At 72.3% G+C, this 17,154-nt stretch carries 16 protein-coding genes; 10 read left to right on the top strand and 6 right to left on the bottom strand.

Translation table 11 applies throughout. The annotated features are described in order from the left end of the window. Positions 1-50: 50 nt before the first annotated feature. The 3 genes from BCF44_RS34640 to BCF44_RS34630 all read right to left on the bottom strand — a co-directional run bounded on the left by BCF44_RS34640 (position 51) and on the right by BCF44_RS34630 (position 5,281). Positions 51-371: a WhiB family transcriptional regulator gene (locus BCF44_RS34640; protein WP_116178661.1), complete on the bottom strand. Its 321-nt coding sequence runs from the start codon at positions 369-371 to the stop codon at positions 51-53. Between the two features lie 94 nt (positions 372-465). Next, on the bottom strand, positions 466-843 hold the full coding sequence (locus tag BCF44_RS34635) for an STAS domain-containing protein (RefSeq protein ID WP_170217900.1): 378 nt from the start codon (positions 841-843) through the stop codon (positions 466-468). After that, positions 833-5,281 carry a SpoIIE family protein phosphatase gene (locus tag BCF44_RS34630; protein WP_147328735.1) on the bottom strand — a complete coding sequence of 1,483 codons (4,449 nt, stop codon included), beginning with the start codon at positions 5,279-5,281 and terminating at the stop codon, positions 833-835. Before BCF44_RS34630 ends, BCF44_RS34635 begins: the two co-directional genes overlap by 11 nt. Positions 5,282-5,421: 140 nt before the next feature. On the opposite strand from BCF44_RS34630, the gene BCF44_RS55880 reads away from it, so the two are divergent. Then, positions 5,422-5,580, top strand: a complete 159-nt coding sequence (locus BCF44_RS55880) for a hypothetical protein (RefSeq protein ID WP_170217899.1) — start codon at positions 5,422-5,424, stop codon at positions 5,578-5,580. A gap of 6 nt (positions 5,581-5,586) precedes the next feature. Here the strand turns inward: BCF44_RS55880 and BCF44_RS34625 are convergent, their stop codons facing one another. Then, positions 5,587-6,204 (bottom strand): SDR family oxidoreductase, encoded by a 618-nt coding sequence (locus BCF44_RS34625; RefSeq protein WP_116178658.1) that lies wholly within the window; start codon positions 6,202-6,204, stop codon positions 5,587-5,589. 53 nt (positions 6,205-6,257) lie between these two features. Then, positions 6,258-6,653 carry a ChaB family protein gene (locus BCF44_RS34620; protein ID WP_116178657.1) on the bottom strand — a complete coding sequence of 132 codons (396 nt, stop codon included), beginning with the start codon at positions 6,651-6,653 and terminating at the stop codon, positions 6,258-6,260. 134 nt (positions 6,654-6,787) lie between these two features. Between BCF44_RS34620 and BCF44_RS34615 the strand changes: the two genes are divergently transcribed. The 6 genes from BCF44_RS34615 (at position 6,788) to BCF44_RS34590 (ending at position 12,694) form a co-directional block, all read left to right on the top strand. Further along, a complete protein-coding gene (locus BCF44_RS34615; protein WP_116178656.1) occupies positions 6,788-7,267 on the top strand; it encodes a hemerythrin domain-containing protein in 480 nt (159 codons plus the stop codon). Positions 7,268-7,375: 108 nt separating this feature from the next. Continuing rightward, a complete protein-coding gene (locus tag BCF44_RS34610; RefSeq protein ID WP_116178824.1) occupies positions 7,376-8,113 on the top strand; it encodes an acetate uptake transporter in 738 nt (245 codons plus the stop codon). After that, positions 8,114-9,472, top strand: coding sequence for a hypothetical protein (locus BCF44_RS34605; protein WP_116178655.1), 1,359 nt, complete (start codon positions 8,114-8,116; stop codon positions 9,470-9,472). Continuing rightward, the gene (locus tag BCF44_RS34600; RefSeq protein WP_116178654.1) at positions 9,456-10,112 is read left to right on the top strand and encodes an alpha/beta fold hydrolase; all 657 of its coding nucleotides are present in this window, start codon (positions 9,456-9,458) and stop codon (positions 10,110-10,112) included. Before BCF44_RS34605 ends, BCF44_RS34600 begins: the two co-directional genes overlap by 17 nt. Further along, entirely contained in the window at positions 10,109-11,191 is a 1,083-nt protein-coding gene (locus BCF44_RS34595) for a carboxylate-amine ligase (RefSeq protein WP_116178653.1), read from the top strand. Before BCF44_RS34600 ends, BCF44_RS34595 begins: the two co-directional genes overlap by 4 nt. 33 nt (positions 11,192-11,224) lie before the next feature. Further along, positions 11,225-12,694, top strand: coding sequence for an aminotransferase class I/II-fold pyridoxal phosphate-dependent enzyme (locus BCF44_RS34590; protein ID WP_116178652.1), 1,470 nt, complete (start codon positions 11,225-11,227; stop codon positions 12,692-12,694). A 96-nt stretch (positions 12,695-12,790) separates the two neighbouring features. Here the strand turns inward: BCF44_RS34590 and BCF44_RS34585 are convergent, their stop codons facing one another. Continuing rightward, positions 12,791-13,759 carry a DNA topoisomerase IB gene (locus BCF44_RS34585; RefSeq protein WP_116178651.1) on the bottom strand — a complete coding sequence of 323 codons (969 nt, stop codon included), beginning with the start codon at positions 13,757-13,759 and terminating at the stop codon, positions 12,791-12,793. Positions 13,760-13,859: 100 nt separating this feature from the next. Here BCF44_RS34585 and BCF44_RS34580 point away from each other — a divergent pair, with 100 nt between their 5' ends. From BCF44_RS34580 to BCF44_RS34570, 3 genes are read left to right on the top strand one after another with little or no spacing between them, the layout of a single operon-like run. After that, on the top strand, positions 13,860-14,489 hold the full coding sequence (locus BCF44_RS34580; protein ID WP_116178650.1) for an SDR family NAD(P)-dependent oxidoreductase: 630 nt from the start codon (positions 13,860-13,862) through the stop codon (positions 14,487-14,489). After that, positions 14,489-15,643 carry a cytochrome P450 gene (locus BCF44_RS34575; protein WP_116178649.1) on the top strand — a complete coding sequence of 385 codons (1,155 nt, stop codon included), beginning with the start codon at positions 14,489-14,491 and terminating at the stop codon, positions 15,641-15,643. Before BCF44_RS34580 ends, BCF44_RS34575 begins: the two co-directional genes overlap by 1 nt. Then, on the top strand, positions 15,640-17,154 hold the full coding sequence (locus BCF44_RS34570) for a cation:proton antiporter (RefSeq protein ID WP_116178648.1): 1,515 nt from the start codon (positions 15,640-15,642) through the stop codon (positions 17,152-17,154). The genes BCF44_RS34575 and BCF44_RS34570 overlap by 4 nt, the downstream gene beginning before the upstream one ends.

The raw sequence follows: 17,154 nt of genomic DNA, 5'->3' as shown, positions 1-17,154 counted from the left end.
TCTTCGACGGATCGGTTCTCTGTATTGGAGGCTACCCCTCGGAGCCCGAATCACACGTCCTGCACCATGCGGCCTAGTTCGATCGAGCGGCGGGCCTGCCGGCGCCGCCGGACGATGATCTGCCGGCGCTCGTCCTCGTCCTGGCCGCCCCACACGCCGTAGGGCTCCTCGGCGGCGATCGCGTGCCGCCGGCACTCCAGGATCACCGGACAGCCGGCGCACACCGCCTTGGCCTTCGCGTCGCGGGCCCGCCGCGCCGAGCCGCGCTCCAGGTCGGGGTGGAAGAACATCGTCTCCGGCACGCCGCGGCAGGCGGCGCGCCGCTGCCACGCCCAGGCGGCGGCGTCGGGGAGAATCCTCCTGCTGGTCATCGCTGCCTGCCCTCCTCGTGTCGGATCGGGGACGGCAGCGGGCTGCCCGTTCGGGGACGGGCGAAACGGATTCGGCGGGCCAGCCGCCGAACGGTCAGGCCGAGACCGCCTCGGTGACGGAGGCGTAGACCGGGAAGGCCGCCGTCATTCCGGTGATCTCCAAGGGCCGCAACACTTTCCGGCTGCTGGCGACCAGCCGCAGCGTCACCCGGTTGGCGGCGGCGTGGGACCGCGCCTCGGCCAGCATCTGCAATCCGGACGAGCCGAAGAAGGTGACGTCGGACAGGTCGATGACCACCGTGTCGGGCCGGCCGTCGACCGTTCGGGTGAGCACCCGCTCGACGGCGTCGCGGCTGGTCATGTCGATCTCGCCGCTGACGTGGATGACGGCGACCGGTCCCAGGATGTCGACCGCGGCCAGGGCCGGTGGCGTCGCGTCCGCGGGCGTCGGGAAATCTCGATCAGCGCCCATGAACCCGACCATAGCCAGCCCCACCGGGGCCGGCAACCGCGGGCGGGAGCGTGAATTCGACGCGCGTGCCGGCGGCCGAGCCGTGCACGTCCGAACGGGTGGAGGCGGCCCGGATCATGGACAGGCCGCGACCCCGGCTGCCGTTGTCGGCGGGCGGCGGACGCCAGCAGCCGTTGTCGCTGACCACGCCGGCGATGCCGCCGTCGGGCGTGCAGCGCAGGTCGTAGCTGAACTCGCCGGGCGGGCGGTCCCGGTAGGCGTGCTCGATGGCGTTCGCCGTGGCCTCACCGGAGATCAGCAGCAGGTCCTCGGTCAGCGGGCCGGGCAGCCCGATCCGCCGCGCCCACTCGGCGATGTCGGCCCGGGACACGGCCAGTTGGTCGGGCCGGGCCGGCAGCGTGCGGAGCAGCGGCTCGGGCATCAGCCGCGCGACCACCAGCGCCACGTCGTCGCTGGGGCCCTCGTCGGTCAGCAGGTGGTCGACCAGCCAGACCGCGAGGTCCTCGGGCGGCAGGTCCGTCGCCGTCTCGGCCAGTCGCGCGAGGTCGGCGTCCAGGTCGGCGTCCCGCCGCTCGACCAGGCCGTCCGTGTACAGCACGATGCCGGCGCGCGGCGACAGCGAGCAGCGTTCCTCGGTGAACTTCATGCCGGTGCCCAGACCCAGCACCGGTCCGCGAGCACCGCTCAGGAACTCGGTGCGACCGTCCATGATGACCAACGGCGGCAGGTGCCCGGCGCGCGCCCAGCGCAGCTCCGCCGCCGCGCAGTCGACCACCACGCACACCACCGTGGACGCCAGGGCGTCGGGGATGCGGGCGGCGAACTCGTCCAGCCGCGCCAGGGCGCTGGCCGGCGGGTGCCCCTCCAGCAGGTACGCGGCGAGCGTGCTGCGCAGCTGGCCCATGGCGGCGGCCGCCCGCGGCCCCTGGCCGACGACGTCCCCGACGATCAGCGCGACCCGGTCGTCGTCCAGCGGAAGCACGTCGTACCAGTCGCCGCCGGCCTGGCTGAAGGCCGCCCCGGCGAGGTAGCGGGCGGCCAGCGCGAGACGGTCCAGCACCGGCAGCCGCGCCGGCAGCAGACTCCGTTGCAACGTCTCGGCGATCTCGTGCTCGGCCTGGTACAGGCGGGCCCGGTCCAGCGCCTGCGCGCACTGCTCGGCCAACGCCAGCGCGGCGCGCTTGTCGCCGTCGGTCAGCGGGAACTCGCGGCGGCTGGCCAGCGCCAGCACGCCGATGCACTTTCCGTTGGCCAGCAACGGAATCACCGCGCCGGAGCGGAAGCCGGCGGACATCGCCTCGTCGATGAAACCCGGGTAGGAGTCCCGCAGGTCCGCGAGGCGATCCAGCCAGATCGGCGACCGGCAGGCGATCGCCTCCGCGACGGGGGAGGGCTCGCTCAGGTCCACCCGGTTGCGTCCGTGCCGCTGGCCGCGCACGGCCAGCGGCTCCAGCCGCTGCGGGTCGCGCTGCTCGAAGACGGCGTACTCGTGGTCCAGCAGCAGCCGCTTCCCGTGCGCCACGGCGGTTTCCGCGACGCGGTGCGGCGTCGTGGCGGCGGAGAAGTCGGAAGTGGCTTCCTGCAACAGGGCCAGCCGGCGCGCGGTGGCCTGCTCCTCCGCCAGCAGCAATGCGTTGTCCAGCGCCACGCCGGCCCGGTCGGCGATCTTCGCCGCCGTCAGCAGGTCGTTCTCCTGGTACGGCGGGCCGTCCGCCGAGCGGTGCATGCTCAGCACGCCGAGCAACTCGCCGCGAGCGCGCAGCGGCAGCACCATCATGCCGCCGTCGACCAGGGTCGGCTCGTCGATCGACGCCACGGTGGGCGGAATCTCCGGCGCGCCGGCGCTGGCCAGCACCGCCGGCAGGCCGGCGTCGGTGATGTGGCTGACCGTGCACGTGTCGGCCAGCCGGGCGTCGATCAGCAGCGCGGTGAGCCGTTCCATCCGGTGCCGCACACCGGGTTCGGCGTCCAACGCCAGGCCGACCTGGGCCAACAGCCGCTGCCGCTCGGCCTCCCGGTAGCGCTCGTTCACGTCCACGCAACTGGCCACGTGGCCGTTGAACTCCTCGCCGCTGCCGATCGGCACCGCGTGTTCCAGCACCCAGTGGTACGCCCCGTCGGCGCGGCGCAGCCGGTACTCGATGTCGAACGGCTCGCCGGTCTCGGTGGCCCGCCGCAACGTGCCCAGGTAGCGGTCGCGGTCGTCGGTGTGCAGCGCCGCCTGCCACTGCTCGCCCAGCCCGTCCTGGCCGGTGAACTCGTGCCAGCCGCGGTTGGTCAGCACCCGCCGGCCGTCCCGGTCCGACGCCCAGATCAGCGCCGGCGCGACGTCGGCCATGGTGCGGAACCGCTCCTCGCCCTGGCGGCGGACCCGGCCCAGCCGGACGTGCGTGTTCACGCGGGCCAGCAGCTCACCGGCGGCGAACGGCTTGACCAGGTAGTCGTCGGCTCCGGCCCGCAGCCCCTCGGCGGCGGCCTCCTGACCGGCCCGGGCCGACAGCAGCAGCACCGGCAGGCGGGCCGTCCGCGGATCCGACCGCAGCTCCCGCACCAGGCTGATCCCGTCCAGACCCGGCATCATCACGTCGCTGATCAGCAGGTCCGGCGGGTCCGATCGGACCAGGTCCAGCGCGCGGGCGCCGTCGCCGACCGTCTGCACGGTGTGCCTGGCGCCCAGCAGCCGGGCCAGGTAGTCGCGCATGTCGGCGTTGTCGTCGGCGACGAGCACGTAACCGGGACCCTGGTCGAACGGCCCGCCCGACGGCACGTCCGGCGGCAGCCAGCGCAGCGCCTCCTCCAGGTACGGCGTGGCGGCCTCGGCCGACGGCGCGACCTTCGCCGCCGGCAGGTGCCCGTCGCCGAACGGGATCCTCACGGTGAAACAGGTTCCCTCGTCGGCGACGCTCTCGGCCTCGATCGAACCGCCGTGCAGGCGCACGAGTTCCCGTACGAGCGCGAGGCCGATGCCGCTGCCCTCGGTCGACCGCGCGCGGGGCTGCTCGATCCGGTGGAACCGCTCGAACAGCCGCGCCATCTCCGGCTCCGGGATGCCCACGCCGGTGTCGCGCACGCACAACACCGCATGGTCGCCGTCGGCCCGCAGCGTGACCGTCACGGAACCGGCGAGGGTGAACTTGAAGGCGTTGCTCAGCAGGTTGAGCACCACCTTCTCCCACATCTCGCGGTCCACGTGCACCGGCCGGTCCAGCGTGCCGCAGTCCACGCGCAGGTCCAGGCCGGCCTTCTCCATCGCGGCCCGGAACACGCTGGCCAGCTCGGTCGTGAGCGCGCCGAGGTCGACCGGCTCGTAGCGGGCCTGCACGCGGCCGGCCTCGATGCGGGAGAAGTCCAGCAGCGCGTTCACCAGCTTGCCCAGCCGCATCGCGTTGCGCTCGATCATGGACAGCTGTTCGTCCACGGCCGGCGGCGCGGTTTCCCGCAGCTCCCGCAGCGGCCCGGCGATCAGGGTCAGCGGCGTGCGGAACTCGTGACTGATGTTGGAGAAGAACACCGTCTTGCTGCGGTCGAGCTCGGCCAGCTCCTCCGCCCGGCGTTGCTGCGCCTGGTAGGCCATCGCGCCGTTGACCAGCGCCGCGATCTGGTCGGCGACCAGCCGCAGGAACGCCTGATAGTCCTCGTCCAGGGCCCGGCCACCGCTGGCCGCCAGCACGACGGCCCCCAGCGGCTCGTCGCCGGCGTCGTTGCGCAGCGGCAGCACCATCGCCTCGGTCGGCGGCGTCGCCCAGCCGCCCGTCGGCAGGCCGGTCACGTCGCCGACCACCAGCGGTTCGCCGTCACGGATCACCTGCGCGAGCGGCCAGCGGTCGTCACCCGTTCGGCCCAGCGCTATCTGCACGTGGGGGACGTCCGCCCCGTGCCGGGCGGCCCAGCCCTGGATGCGGTCGCACGCCTCGGCCACGGTCGTCCCGCCGGCCTGCGCGCTCAGGTCCTGGAGCGCGGCCATCCGCCGGCCGCCGACCACCCGGGCGGTGGTGTCGGCAACGGCCGTGAACACGCCGACCACCGCGCCGGCCTCGTCCAGCAGCGGGCTGTAGGAGTACGTCCAGTACGTCTCCTCCCAGTACCCGTGCCGGTTCATCGGCAGCAGCAGGTCGTCGGACCAGGTCGCCTCGCCGGTGGCCAGCACGCTGTCCAGCATCGGCCCGATGATGTGCCAGATCTCCGACCACACCTGGCGGCCGGGTTTGTCCAGCGCCGGGTGCTTCGAGCCCAGCAGCGGCAGGTACGCGTCGTTGTAGAGGAAGCGCAGTTCCGGGCCCCACCACAGGATCATCGGGAACCGCGAGGTCAGGCAGATGCGGACGGCGGCGCGCATCGTCTCCGGCCAGTCCGCCGGCTCGCCGAGCGCGGACGCGGCCCAGTCGAAGGCGCGCATGCGCGTGGCCATCTCGCTGCTGCCCGGGAAGACGTCGCTCACCGACCGTGCCGGCCTCTCTGCCACTGGACTGGAGGACTCCAGCTTGCTTCAGGTTCGGCCGTCCGGCAACGCAGCGGTCGTCTCGTTTGACGGAGTCGGGCAGCGGGTATGAAAAGACACCCTTGCACAGGAGGTGTCTCATGCTCGGTCTGATCGGACTGCTGCTGGTGATCTGGCTCGTCTGCGCCGTCGTCGGCGCGGTCGTGAAGGGCTTGGTGTGGCTGCTGATCCTCGGCGTCGTGTTGTTCGTGGCCACCGCCGTGGTCGGCTGGGTCAAGCGGGAGGCGTTGCGGCGTTGAGGTTCCTCACGGCGTGCGCCAGTCGTCGCTCGTCAGGTGCGAGCCGGCCTGTGGCCCCATCTGGAGCATCCCCCCGTCGACCACCAGCGAGGCGCCGGTGACGTAGCCCGCGGCGGGCGTGGCGAGGAACGCGACCGCGGCCGCGACCTCCCTCGCCGCGCCCGGGCGGCCCAGCGGGATGCCGGGTCGGCGCTGCGTGTGCGGATCCACGTCCTCCTGGCCCGTCATCGCCGTGGCGATCTCGCCCGGCGCCACGGCGTTGACCGTGATGCCGTGTTCGGCCAGTTCCAGGGCCAGCACCCGGGTCAGCATGCCGACGCCCGCGTTGGCCGCGCAGTACGGGCCGGTGCCGACCCGCGGCGCGTGCTCGTGCACGCTGGTGATCGTGATGATCCGCCCGCCGCGGATCGTGTGCTTGGCGGCCCGTTGCGCGCAGACGAAGACGCCGTCCAGGTCCACCGACAGCACCTGCCGCCAGGTGTCGAAGTCCAGCTCCATGGCGAGCCGGCGGATGCCCGTGCCGGAGCAGTTCACCAGCACGTCGACGCCGCGAACCCCCGCGAGTCGCGCTCTGGGGCATACCGAATGTAGGTTTCGGGCAGATCCGAGACCGAGGTCCTGGATCTGCCCGAAACCTGCATTCGGTGTGTCTGTGAGCGCGACTCACGGGGGTTCGGTCAGCGGGACCGGGCGGTTTTGCGGGTGTTGGCCTTCTGGATGGCCTGCACCAGTTGCTGCTTGGTCATGGACGAGCGTCCCGGCACGTCCAGCTTCTTGGCCACGTCGTACAGGTGGCTCTTGCTGGCGTTCGCGTCGACGCCGCCGGCCGTCTTCCGCGGCTTGGCGCGGTTGCTCTGCGCGGCCTGTCGATCCGACGGGCCCTTGTTCCTCTTGGCCTCCCAGTGGTCGCCGACCTTCTCGAAGCCGTGCTTGAGCGCCGCGAACGCGGTCTGGTGCGAGCGCCGGCCCTCGCCGTACTCGTCGACGGCCGAGTCGTGCGCCTTGATCCAGGTGCGCTGGGCCTTCTGCGAGGAGCGCTTGAGCGTGCTGGGGAGTTCCTTGGCGCCGGGCATGGTCTTTCCTCCACTGTCGATATCGGACACACCCGGTGTACCTCGCCGGGGCCGGTCCGAAAACCGCGTTTGTCGCAGGTGGGGACGGGTATCCGTGGGTGTCTCGTGTTGTCCGTGCCGGGAGGAGTGACCCCGTGTCGACCGACGCCATCGTGCTGCTGAAGGAAGACCACAAGACCGTCGAGCAGTTGTTCAAGAAGTTCGAGCGGACCGGCGACCGGGCCCACGCCACCAGGCGGCGACTGGTCGAGTCGATCATCAAGGAGCTGACCACGCACGCCTACATCGAGGAGGCGATCTTCTACCCGGAGGCGCGCGAGGCGGTGCCGCAGACCGAGGACCACGTGCTGGAGAGCGTCGAGGAGCACCACGTCGTGATGTGGATGCTGTCCGAGCTGGCCAAGCTGGAGCCGACGGCGGAGAACTTCGAGGCGAAGGTGACGGTGCTCATCGAGAACGTCCGCCACCATGTCGAGGAGGAGGAACAGGAGTGGTTCCCGCAGGTCCGCAAGGCCATGGGCCGCAAGCGGCTGCAGGAGCTGGGGGAACGGATGGCCGCGGCCAAGAAGGACGCGCCGAGCGACCCGCTGGCCGTGCAGAGCGCGCACGCCTGAAAACAGCCGTTTGACCGGTCGAACGGCGGGTATCACTGCGCCATGTCGCGGAAGTGGCAGGTGACTCCCTGGGGTCACCGTTCCATTCCTTCGTTCGAGAAGGTCGACATGACGCACAAATCCGACGCCGTCAACGGCGGCCGCGTCCTCGACGAGGGTGCGGACCTGTCCTACTGGCGGACGCACACACAGATCTCGCTCCAACCGGTCGCCGCCCCGTCCATCCTCGGCCTGTTCGGCTTCGCGGCCTCCACCTTCATGGTCGCGGCGCACCTGGCCGGCTGGTACGGCGACGACAGCACCACGCCGCTCGTGCTGTTCCCGTTCGCGGTGATGTTCGGCGGCGTGGCGCAGTTCCTGGCCGGCATGTGGTCCTACCGCGCCCGGGACGGCCTGGCCACCGCCATGCACGGCATGTGGGGCTCGTTCTGGCTGGCCTACGGCCTGTACAACCTGCTGATCGCGACCAAGGTGGTGCCGGCGCCGGCGGCGTCGCACGCGGCCCAGGTGACGTTCGGCTACTGGTTCATCGTGCTCGGCGCCATCACCTGGGTGGGCGCGCTGGCGGCGATGGCCGCGAACGCCGCCCTGACCTCGGTGCTGGTGACCCTGGCCGGCGGCGTGACGCTGCTGGCCATCGGCTGGGTGGCGTCGATGAAGTTCCTGGTGCCGATCGGCGGCATCGTGCTGGTGGCCTCGGCCGCGCTGGCGTTCTACACCGCCTCGGCGATGATGCTGCACAGCACGTTCGGCCGCCCGGTCCTGCCGGTGGGCAAGCCGCGCAAGGAGGTCCGGTCCGGCATCCAGTACGAGTTCGGCGAGCCCGGGGTCAAGGTCGGGCAGTAGATGTCCACTGTCGCACCGAAGCGGGCGGTGGCGGGGTTCGACTCCGCCACCGCCCTGCTGCGCGCGGTCTCGCTCGCCTTGCGGGGCAAGAGGTTCGAGGTGCTGGGCCAGGGTCGGCTGGCGGCCGTGCCGCTGCGCCTGTCGCGCCTGCTGCCGGAGGGGCTGCGCACGCAGCTGTACCGCATTTCCGGCGCCGCCGAGGGCGTGACGCCGGAGATGCTGGCGTCCATCGACATGCAGCAGGTGGCGGCGTGGATGGTCGGCCACTACGGCGAATGGCCGCCGCAGTACCCGGCCGCGGTGATCGGCTCCAGCAACGGCGCGATGGCGCATCTGTGCGCGGCGGGGGGAATTCCCTGGCTGCCGCAGACGATGCTGGTGCCGGTCCGGTGGGCCGGCAACGACCCCGACCGTCCCGCGCGGGCGGCCGACTTCGGGGCCGCCGCGGCGCAACCGTTGCTGGCCAACAACCCTGACGTCGTCCTGCACCATATGCACGACGGCAACCAGGACCGCCTGATGATCGACCTGATGACGTACTTCCGGCTCAAGTGGCGGCAGCTGCCCCGGGCGTACGAGGAGTTCCTGGCCACCCGGGTGATGCCCGGCGGACCGATCATCGTCGTGGACTGCGGGCTGTCCTGGCCGGTGACGCGCATCGGCGACCGCCACGTGTTCCAGACCGGCGCCTACGGCGGCCTCCGGCCCGACGAGTACCTCGGCGGCAGCCCACGCGTGGCGGAGTTCCTGGCCGCACAGGGCTCGCCGCTGAGCGCCTTCGATGCCCCGGCCGCGGACTCCCACGCGCCGGAGGCCGAGTGGGGGTTCGCGCCGGCACTGGGGGATTCGATCGACCGCTGGGCGGCGGCGCACGGGCATCCGGTGTACCGGATCAGATTTCCGGACCCGCACGGGCTGTCCGCCACGGTCGCCGACATGCACCGGGGCTGGCTGCGCGCCGCCGACCGGCCGGCCCGTCGGCTGCTGGTGGAGTCGTTCGTGCTGGTGGATCCCGTCGGCGTCAACGAGGGGGGGATCGTGCCGTTCTGGACGGCCTTCCCGGTCCGGGACGCGCTGCGCGCCGTGACCGAGTACCTCCAGGACCGGCACTACACCGACGTCGACGTGCTGCTGTTCCCGCACGGCGTGAACTCGGCCGGCATCGCCGGCCCCGACGACTGGCTCGGCCTGCGCGAGTACGGCCGCAGCGTGCGCCTGCCCGCCACCGACACCGCCCGCTATCCGGCGGATTTCGCCGCCTTAGCAACGTATTCGTCGGCCATCCCGACCGGCGACCGGCAGTTGCGGGTCAGCGTGCGGAAGATCCTCGAGCAACTCGGCCATGCGCGCACCGCCTGACGTCATCGTCGTGCCGGGCCTCGCCGTGGCGCGGTACCTGGAGCCGACCGTCCGGTGCGTCGTGCACGCAGGGGCGGACTGCGAGCTCGTCCGCCTGCCGACCACGGGGCCGCTGCTGACGGTCCCGCAGTACGCCACGCTGGTGGCCGATCGTGTCCGTGGCCGTGACGTCGTGCTGGTGGGCCATTCGTCCGGCACGCAGGTCGCCGCCATGGCGGCTCGCGAGGCGCCCGTGACACGGCTGGTGCTCGGCAGCCCGACCATCGATCCCGCGTACCGCTCCGTGCCGCGGGTGGTGGCGCGGTGGCTCATCGACAGCACGCGAGAGCCGTCCTCCCTGGGGCGGCAGGAGTTTCCCGAGTGGCGGCGGGCCGGCCTCCGGCGGATCTGGGTGCTGCTGCGCTCGATGCTGCGGCATCCGCTGGAGGATCTCCTCGCCGGCGTGACGTGCCCGGTCACGGTGGTGCGCGGCGAGCGGGACCCGATGTGCACACCGGCCTGGGCGGCCTCGCTCGGCGATGAGCTGGTCACCGTCCCCGGCCTGCCGCACGCGTTCCCGTACCAGGTGCCCGACGCCTTCGCGCGCCTCGCGCTGGGCGCGTTTGAACCGCCCAGACGAAGGGGCATATTCCCGATATGAGTGGCAGATCGGCGTTGACGCTGGGCGTCGAGGAGGAGTTCCTGCTGGTCGACGGGGACGGCCGGCTCGCGGCCGCGGGGCCGGAGATCTCCGAGCAGGTGTCCGACGAGGACGGGCAGGTCGAGCACGAGTTGCGACGCTGCCAGGTGGAATCGGCCACCGACGTGTGCGAGACGGCCGAGGAGGTGGTCGACGGCCTGCGCGGGCTGCGCGACCGGCTGGCCGCGGAGGCGGCCGAGCAGGGCCTGCGGCTGCTGGCCAGCGGCACCGCGCCGATGGCCGACGACCGCCCGGCGCGGTTCACCCCGGACGTCCGCTACCACCGGATGGCGCGGGAGTTCGGGGCGATCGCCTTGGCGTCGCTGACGTGCGCCTGCCACGTGCACGTGGGGATCCCCGACGCGGCGACCGGGCTGCACATCAGCAACCACGTCCGGCCCTGGCTGCCGGTGCTGCTGGCGCTGACCGCCAACTCCCCGTACCGCAACGGCGAGGACACCGCCTACGCGAGTGCGCGGCACCTGTTGTGGCAGCGTTGGCCGTCGGCCGGCCCGCCGCCGCACTTCGATTCCGTGGACGAGTACGAGTCGCGGGTCGATGCCCTGACCGTCGCCGGTGCCGCCTTCGATCGGGGCATGATCTATTGGGACGTAAGGCTTTCCGCCCACCAGCCCACGGTCGAGGTGCGCATCGCCGACGTCCTCCCGACCCCGACCGAGGCCGCCCTGCTCGCCGTCCTGGTACGGGGCCTGGCCGCGCAGGCCCTGGACACCGACACCCCGGCCGCGATCCCGCCGCCGGAGGTGCTGCGGGCCTGGTTGTGGCGTTCCGCCCGTGACGGCCTGACCGGGCGCTGCGTGGCCCCGCGCACGGGAAGACTCGTGCCGGCCTGGCAGGTCGTGAACGATCTCGTGGCGGACCTGGAACCCTGGCTGCGGGCCAACGACGATGCCGACTTCGCGGCGCATGCCCTGGACCAGGTGCGAGCGGCGGGCAACGGCGCGCAGCGCCAGCGGGCCGCCCACGACGGGGCCGCCCGAATGGCGGACGTGCTGGACCTGCTGGCCTGGCCGACGTGAGTTTCGTCGGTGGCACGAAGGGAAACCGTCCGCATGGACCACAGCAAGGCACCTGTGCTCGAAGCCCTGGCCGAGTTCCACGAGCAGGGCATCGTGCCGTTCACTCCGCCCGGCCACAAGCAGGGGCGCGGGGCGGACCCCAGGGTCGTCGACGTGGTGGGCGAGGGCGTGTTCACCAGCGACGTGCTGGGGCCGAACGGCCTGGACGACCGGCTGCTGCGCCACGGCGTGCTCCAGCAGGCCCAGGAGTTGATGGCCGACGCGGTTGGCGCGGACCACACGTTCTTCTCCACCTGTGGCAGCTCGCTGTCGGTCAAGTCCGCGATGCTGGCGGTGGCTGGGCCGCACGAGAAGCTGATCGTGGTGCGGCACGCGCACAAGTCGGTGATCTCCGGCCTGATCATCAGCGGCGTGTCGCCGGTCTGGGTGCATCCGCACTGGGACGGGGAGCGGCACCTGTCGCACCCACCCGGCCCGGACGAGGTGCGCCGGGCGTTCGAGGCAGAGCCCGAGGCCAAGGGCATGCTGCTGGTGACGCCGACCGACTACGGGACCTGTGGCGACATCAAGGCGATCGCCGAGGTGTGCCACGAGTTCGACAAGCCTCTCATCGTGGACGAGGCGTGGGGCGCGCACCTGCCGTTCCATCCGGACCTGCCGCCGTGGGCGATGGACGCCGACGCCGATCTGTGCGTGACGAGCGTGCACAAGATGGGCGTGGCCGTGGAGCAGAGCTCGGTGTTCCACCTCCAGGGCAGCCGGGTCGACCCGGCGGTGCTGAAGGCCCGTGAGGACATCCTCGGCACGACCAGCGCGTCGTCGCTGGTCTATGCCACTGTGGACGGTTGGCGCCGGCAGATGGTCGAGCAGGGCGACAAGCTGCTGTCGACCGCGCTGTCGCTGGCCGAGCGCGTGCGGACCGAGATCGACGGCCTGCCGGGGCTGCGGGTGATGGGGGAGCGCGAGTTCGTCGGCCCCGACCTGGCGGCGTCCTTCGACCCGCTCAAGGTCGTCGTCGACCTGGCCGAGCTGGGCATCAGCGGCTACCAGGCGTCGGACTGGCTGCGCTCGAGCCGGCGGGTGACCGTCGGCCTGTCCGACCACCGGCGGATCGTTGCGATGATCACCGTCGCCGACGACGAGCAGACCGCCTCGGCGCTGGTGTCGGCGCTGCGGGACCTCGTCGCGGCCGCCAAGGGCATGGAGCGGCCGCCGCAGGTCGACCTGCCCCGCCCGGGCGACCTGGAGCTGCGCACGGTGATGCTGCCGCGCGACGCGTTCTTCGGCGAGACCGAGCAGGTGGCCGCGGACAAGGCGGTCGGCCGGGTGGCGGCCGAGATGATCAGCCCCTACCCGCCCGGCGCGCCCGCGCTGGTGCCCGGCGAGGTGATCACCAGGGAGATGCTGGAGTACCTGCGCAGCGGCCTGGCCGCCGGCATGCAGCTGCCCGATCCGGCCGACTCCCAGCTGGACTCGGTCCGGGTGGTCAAGGATCCGGCGTGAGCGGCTACGACCGGACGCGTGCGGTGGGCAGCCGCTCCTCGAAGGCGGTCACGGCTGCGGATAACCCGGCCGGACCGTCCGAACCGGAAGGAGCCGCTAGTCGGCGTCGACGCGCCCCAGCAGCCGCGCGACCGCCCGCTCCACCCGTTCCAGGTCGGTCGACGGTCGGATCGTCCGATCCTCCTCGAACGCGTCGACCACCCGTGGATCCACATAGGACTTTCGGGCGATGGCCGGCGTGTTGCCCAGGTGGTGCGCCACCTCCTTGAACATCTCCCGGACCGCCACCCGTTTGCCGCCCGTGCTGCCGGCCAGGATCACCGCCGCCAGCACGGTCGCGTTCCAGGTGCGGAGATCCTTCACGGTGTAGTCGTCGCCGACGAGCTCGTGCAGGCGCTCGTTCACGTCCTGGGCGTCCAGCGGCCGCCACTCCCGCCCGCTCCGGTACATCAGCAGCCGGTCGCTGCCGGTGCGGGACCGCTTCAGCGAGGTCACCGCCTTGGCCAGCTCCGGATCCGACAGCGCCACCCGCCGCTCCTTCTGCCCCTTGGCCGGAAAGCGGAACTCCACCCGGTCGCGGCGGACCGTGACGTGCTCACGCAGCAGCGTCGAGACCCCGTACGTGCCGTTGGACTCCACGTACTCGTCGTTGCCGACGCGGAAGACCCCCTGCTCCAGCATGCGCAGGGCGACCCCGGTCACCCGCTGCTTGGCCAGCCCGCGGCTGGTCACGTCGGTGGCCACCTCACGTCGGAACGCCGGCAGCTTTCGGGCCAGTTTGCGGACCCGCTCGAACTTCGCGCGGTCCCGGTCCTCCCGCCACTGTGCGTGGTACAGGTACTGCTTGCGGCCCGCGTCGTCGGTGCCGGTGGCCTGGATGTGGCCGTTGGGCCACGGGCAGATCCACACGTCCCGCCACGCCGGCGGAATCGCGAGCGCCCGGATCCGGTCCACGGTCGCCGCGTCGGTCACCGGCGACCCGTCGTCGTGGTGGTAGGCGAAACCCCGGCCGCGCCGGCGCCGCGTGATGCACTCGCCGGCCAGCCGGCTCCGTCTCAACCGCATGCCGCCGGAATACCCCGTTCCGCGGGATCGATTCCGGCATAACCGTCGCGAGGCTGGGTAATGCCGAAGGTGGACCCGCGTCCGGACCGAAGGAGGAGACGTGAGCACACCCCTCAACCCGCTCGCCGTGGTGACCGGAGCGTCCGGCGGCATCGGGCTGGAGCTCGCTCACCAGCTCGCCGAGAACGGCTTCGACCTGGTCGTCAGCGCGGAGGACGACGGGCTCCCGCTGGCCGCCGACGCGCTGCGCGCCAGCAACGTCGCCGTGGAGGCCGTGCGCGGCGATCTCTCCCGGCCGGAACGCGTGGAGCAGCTCGTCGGCCGCGTGACCATGACCGGACGGCCGGTCGAGGCGCTGGTGGTCAACACCGGCGGCGCAGTGCCCGGGCCGTTCGTCGCCGAGTCGACGCTGGACGAGCAGCTCACCGCGGTCGACCTGAACGTGCGCTCCGCGGTGCACCTGACCAAGCGCCTGGTGCCCACCATGACCGCCCGTGGCAGCGGCCGGGTCCTGTTCACGTCCTCGATCGCCGCCGGCCCGTTCCGGACGGTCGGCAATGCCGCCACAGCGTTCCTGCGGGCGTTCGCGGAGTCGCTGCGCGAGGAGCTGTGGGACAGCGGCGTCACCGTCACCGCCCTGATACCCGAAACGGACGACCCGGAGGCGGTGGCCAAACAGGGCTACGAGGCGATGATGGCCGACGAGAAGGTCGCGGGTTCCGTCGAGTGATGCCCGTCGACGAGACGGTGTCGCTGCTGACCGAGGGCTACGCCTGGCTCCCGGACCGCCGTCGCCGCACGCCCACCGTCCGCACCCGGCTGCTGGGGCGCCGCGCCTGGTGCATCGGGGGAGTGGGCGCCGCGCGGTACTTCTACGACGAGGAGAACGTCCGTCGGCACGGCGCGCTGCCGGAGCCGGTGCTGAGCACGCTGTTCGGCCGCGGCGCCGTGCACACTCTGGACGGCGAGGAACACCGCTCCCGCAAGGAGATGTTCCTGTCCATCATGGACCCGGCCGGCGTCGCCGACCTGACCGAGCGGGTGGTCGACGTCTGGGACCAGACGCTGCGACCCGGTCGGATGGTCCTGTTCGACGAGGCCGGCCGGGTGCTGACCGAAGCGGTGTGCGACTGGGCCGGCATCCGGGTCGCGCCCGCCGACCTGCCGGCGCTGGCCGCGGACCTGATCGCAATGGTCGACGGCTTCGCCACCGCCGGCCCGCGGCACCTCAAGGCCCGCATCGCCCGGCGGCGGCGGGAGAAGTGGCTCGCCCGCGTCGCCGATGGGGCGGTGGTTGACGTGGTGGCAAAGCACATCGAGGACCCGCACGTGCGGGCGGTCGAGCTGCTCAACGTGATCCGGCCGACGGCGGCGCTGAGCTGGTTCGTCACCTTCGCGGCGCACGCCCTGCACCGCTGGCCCGAACACCGCGAGAGCCTTGCCGCCGGCGGGGACTACGCCGTGGCGTTCGCGCACGAGGTGCGGCGGTTCTACCCGTTCGTGCCGTTCCTCGCGGGCCTGGCCGCCCGGGACCTGGACTGGCTGGGGGAGGAGATCCCCGAGGGCAGCCTGGTGCTGCTGGACATCCACGGGCACAACCATGACCCCGAGCTGTGGCCCGACCCGTACGCGTTCTCGCCGGGGCGGTTCCTCGACCGCGCGATCGGCCCGTTCGAACTCGTGCCGCAGGGCGCGGGCTGGGCCGACGACGGGCACCGCTGCCCGGGCGAGGGCATCGCCGTCTCCGTGCTGGCTGCCCTGTCGGAACGGTTGGCGCGGCTGGACTACGAGGTGCCGCACCAGGATCTGACGATCTCGCTGCGCCGCGTGCCGGCCCGGCCGCGGAGCGGATTCGTGCTCGTCGTGCCGGAGAAGCCGGTGTGACACCCCCGGTTCTGGTGGCGCTGGTGGTCGGCGCCCTCGCGGTGCGGACCGTCGCCTCGAAGCTGAGGCTGCCGCCGCAGTTGACGCTGCTGGCGGTCGGCCTGTGCGTGTCGCTGCTGCCGGGTCTGCCGGATTTCGGCCTGGAACCGGAGTTCGTGCTGGCCTTCGTGCTGCCGCCGCTGGTGTACTCGGCCGCCCTGGACAGCTCGTACGTCAACATCAGGGCGATGCTGCGCCCGATCGGGTTGTTCTCGGTCGGGCCGGTCGTCGCCACGATGGCGGCGGTCGGCGTCGCGGCTCATGTCCTGCTGCCGCAGTTCCCGCTGGCGTCGGCGCTGGTGCTGGGCGCGGTGATCGCGCCGACGGACGCGGTGGCGGCGGTGTCGATCTGCCGCCGCCTGCACGTGCCGCGCCGGGCGATGGTGCTGCTGGCCGGCGAGAGCCTCGGCAACGACGCGGCCGCCCTGACGCTGTGGAAGCTGGCGATCGTGGTCGCCACCGGCGCCACTTTGACGTGGTGGCAAGGGATCCTGGCCTTCCTGTACGCCGCGGTGGTCGGCGGCCTGATCGGCGCGGTCGCCGGTTTCGTCGTGCACGCGGTCCGGGTGCGCATCGGCGACGGCGTGCTGGAGAGCGCGATGGGCGTCGTGACGCCGTTCGCCTGCTACCTGCTCGCCGAGCAGGCGCAGGCCTCCGGCGTGCTGGCCGTCGCGGTCGCCGGCGTCCTCATGGGACACCAGGCGCCGTACGGCCGACACACCACCCGGCTGCGCGAGAACGCCGTCTGGCGGTCGGTGGACGTCCTGCTCGAGTCGGTGGTGTTCGCCGTGATCGGGCTCCAGCTGCGAACGATCGCCGCCGCGGTGGGCGTGAGCTGGGGCCTGGTCGGCGCGGCCGCCGCGCTGCTGGCCGTGACCGTGGTGGTGCGGGTGCTGTGGGTTTTCCTGGTCAGGAACCGAGATCTGGACCTGAAGGGGACCACGATCGTCGGCTGGGCCGGGATGCGCGGTGTGATCTCGCTGGCCGTCGCCTACGCCACGCCGCCGTCGATGCCCGGCCGGGAGCTGGTGCTGTTCGCCACCTTCGCGATCACCGTCGGCACCCTGCTGCTGCACGGGTCGACCCTCGCGCTGCTGATCCGCCTGCTGCGGGTGCCCGCCGACGAGGAGCGGGAGAACGCCGACGACGAGGCCCGCGTGCGCCACGACGCCGTGGCGGCCGCCAGCGAGGAGCTCGACCGGAAGGTCGCCGACCGGGGCGAGACCACGCCGGAGCACGTCGTGGAGCTGCTGCGGTCGCTGGCCGAGCACCACCAGGGCGCGGCCAGGGAGTGGATGGAGGACCAGGAGGGCGGCCGGGCCGAGGCGTACCAGCGGCTGCTCGCCACGATGCTGGACGTGGAGCGCAAGGTCTTCGTCGCGGCGCGCGACGCCGGCGAGATCGACGACGAGGTGCTGCGGCGGGTGCTGCGGGAGCTGGACCTCCGCCAGGCCAGCGTCGACACGCCGTGA

This window comes from Kutzneria buriramensis (assembly GCF_003387475.1).
Lineage (GTDB): Bacteria > Actinomycetota > Actinomycetes > Mycobacteriales > Pseudonocardiaceae > Kutzneria > Kutzneria buriramensis.
The sequence above is the reverse complement of the archived record's forward strand: the minus strand, read 5'-3'. Positions and strand labels throughout refer to the sequence as shown.

Coding starts and splice junctions, on each gene's coding strand:
- BCF44_RS34640 (WP_116178661.1), bottom strand. CDS start 371: ATGACCAGCAGGAGGATTCTCCCCGACGCCGCCGCCTGGGCGTGGCAG.
- BCF44_RS34635 (WP_170217900.1), bottom strand. CDS start 843: ATGGGCGCTGATCGAGATTTCCCGACGCCCGCGGACGCGACGCCACCG.
- BCF44_RS55880 (WP_170217899.1), top strand. CDS start 5,422: ATGCTCGGTCTGATCGGACTGCTGCTGGTGATCTGGCTCGTCTGCGCC.
- BCF44_RS34620 (WP_116178657.1), bottom strand. CDS start 6,653: ATGCCCGGCGCCAAGGAACTCCCCAGCACGCTCAAGCGCTCCTCGCAG.
- BCF44_RS34610 (WP_116178824.1), top strand. CDS start 7,376: ATGACGCACAAATCCGACGCCGTCAACGGCGGCCGCGTCCTCGACGAG.
- BCF44_RS34605 (WP_116178655.1), top strand. CDS start 8,114: ATGTCCACTGTCGCACCGAAGCGGGCGGTGGCGGGGTTCGACTCCGCC.
- BCF44_RS34600 (WP_116178654.1), top strand. CDS start 9,456: ATGCGCGCACCGCCTGACGTCATCGTCGTGCCGGGCCTCGCCGTGGCG.
- BCF44_RS34595 (WP_116178653.1), top strand. CDS start 10,109: ATGAGTGGCAGATCGGCGTTGACGCTGGGCGTCGAGGAGGAGTTCCTG.
- BCF44_RS34590 (WP_116178652.1), top strand. CDS start 11,225: ATGGACCACAGCAAGGCACCTGTGCTCGAAGCCCTGGCCGAGTTCCAC.
- BCF44_RS34585 (WP_116178651.1), bottom strand. CDS start 13,759: ATGCGGTTGAGACGGAGCCGGCTGGCCGGCGAGTGCATCACGCGGCGC.
- BCF44_RS34575 (WP_116178649.1), top strand. CDS start 14,489: ATGCCCGTCGACGAGACGGTGTCGCTGCTGACCGAGGGCTACGCCTGG.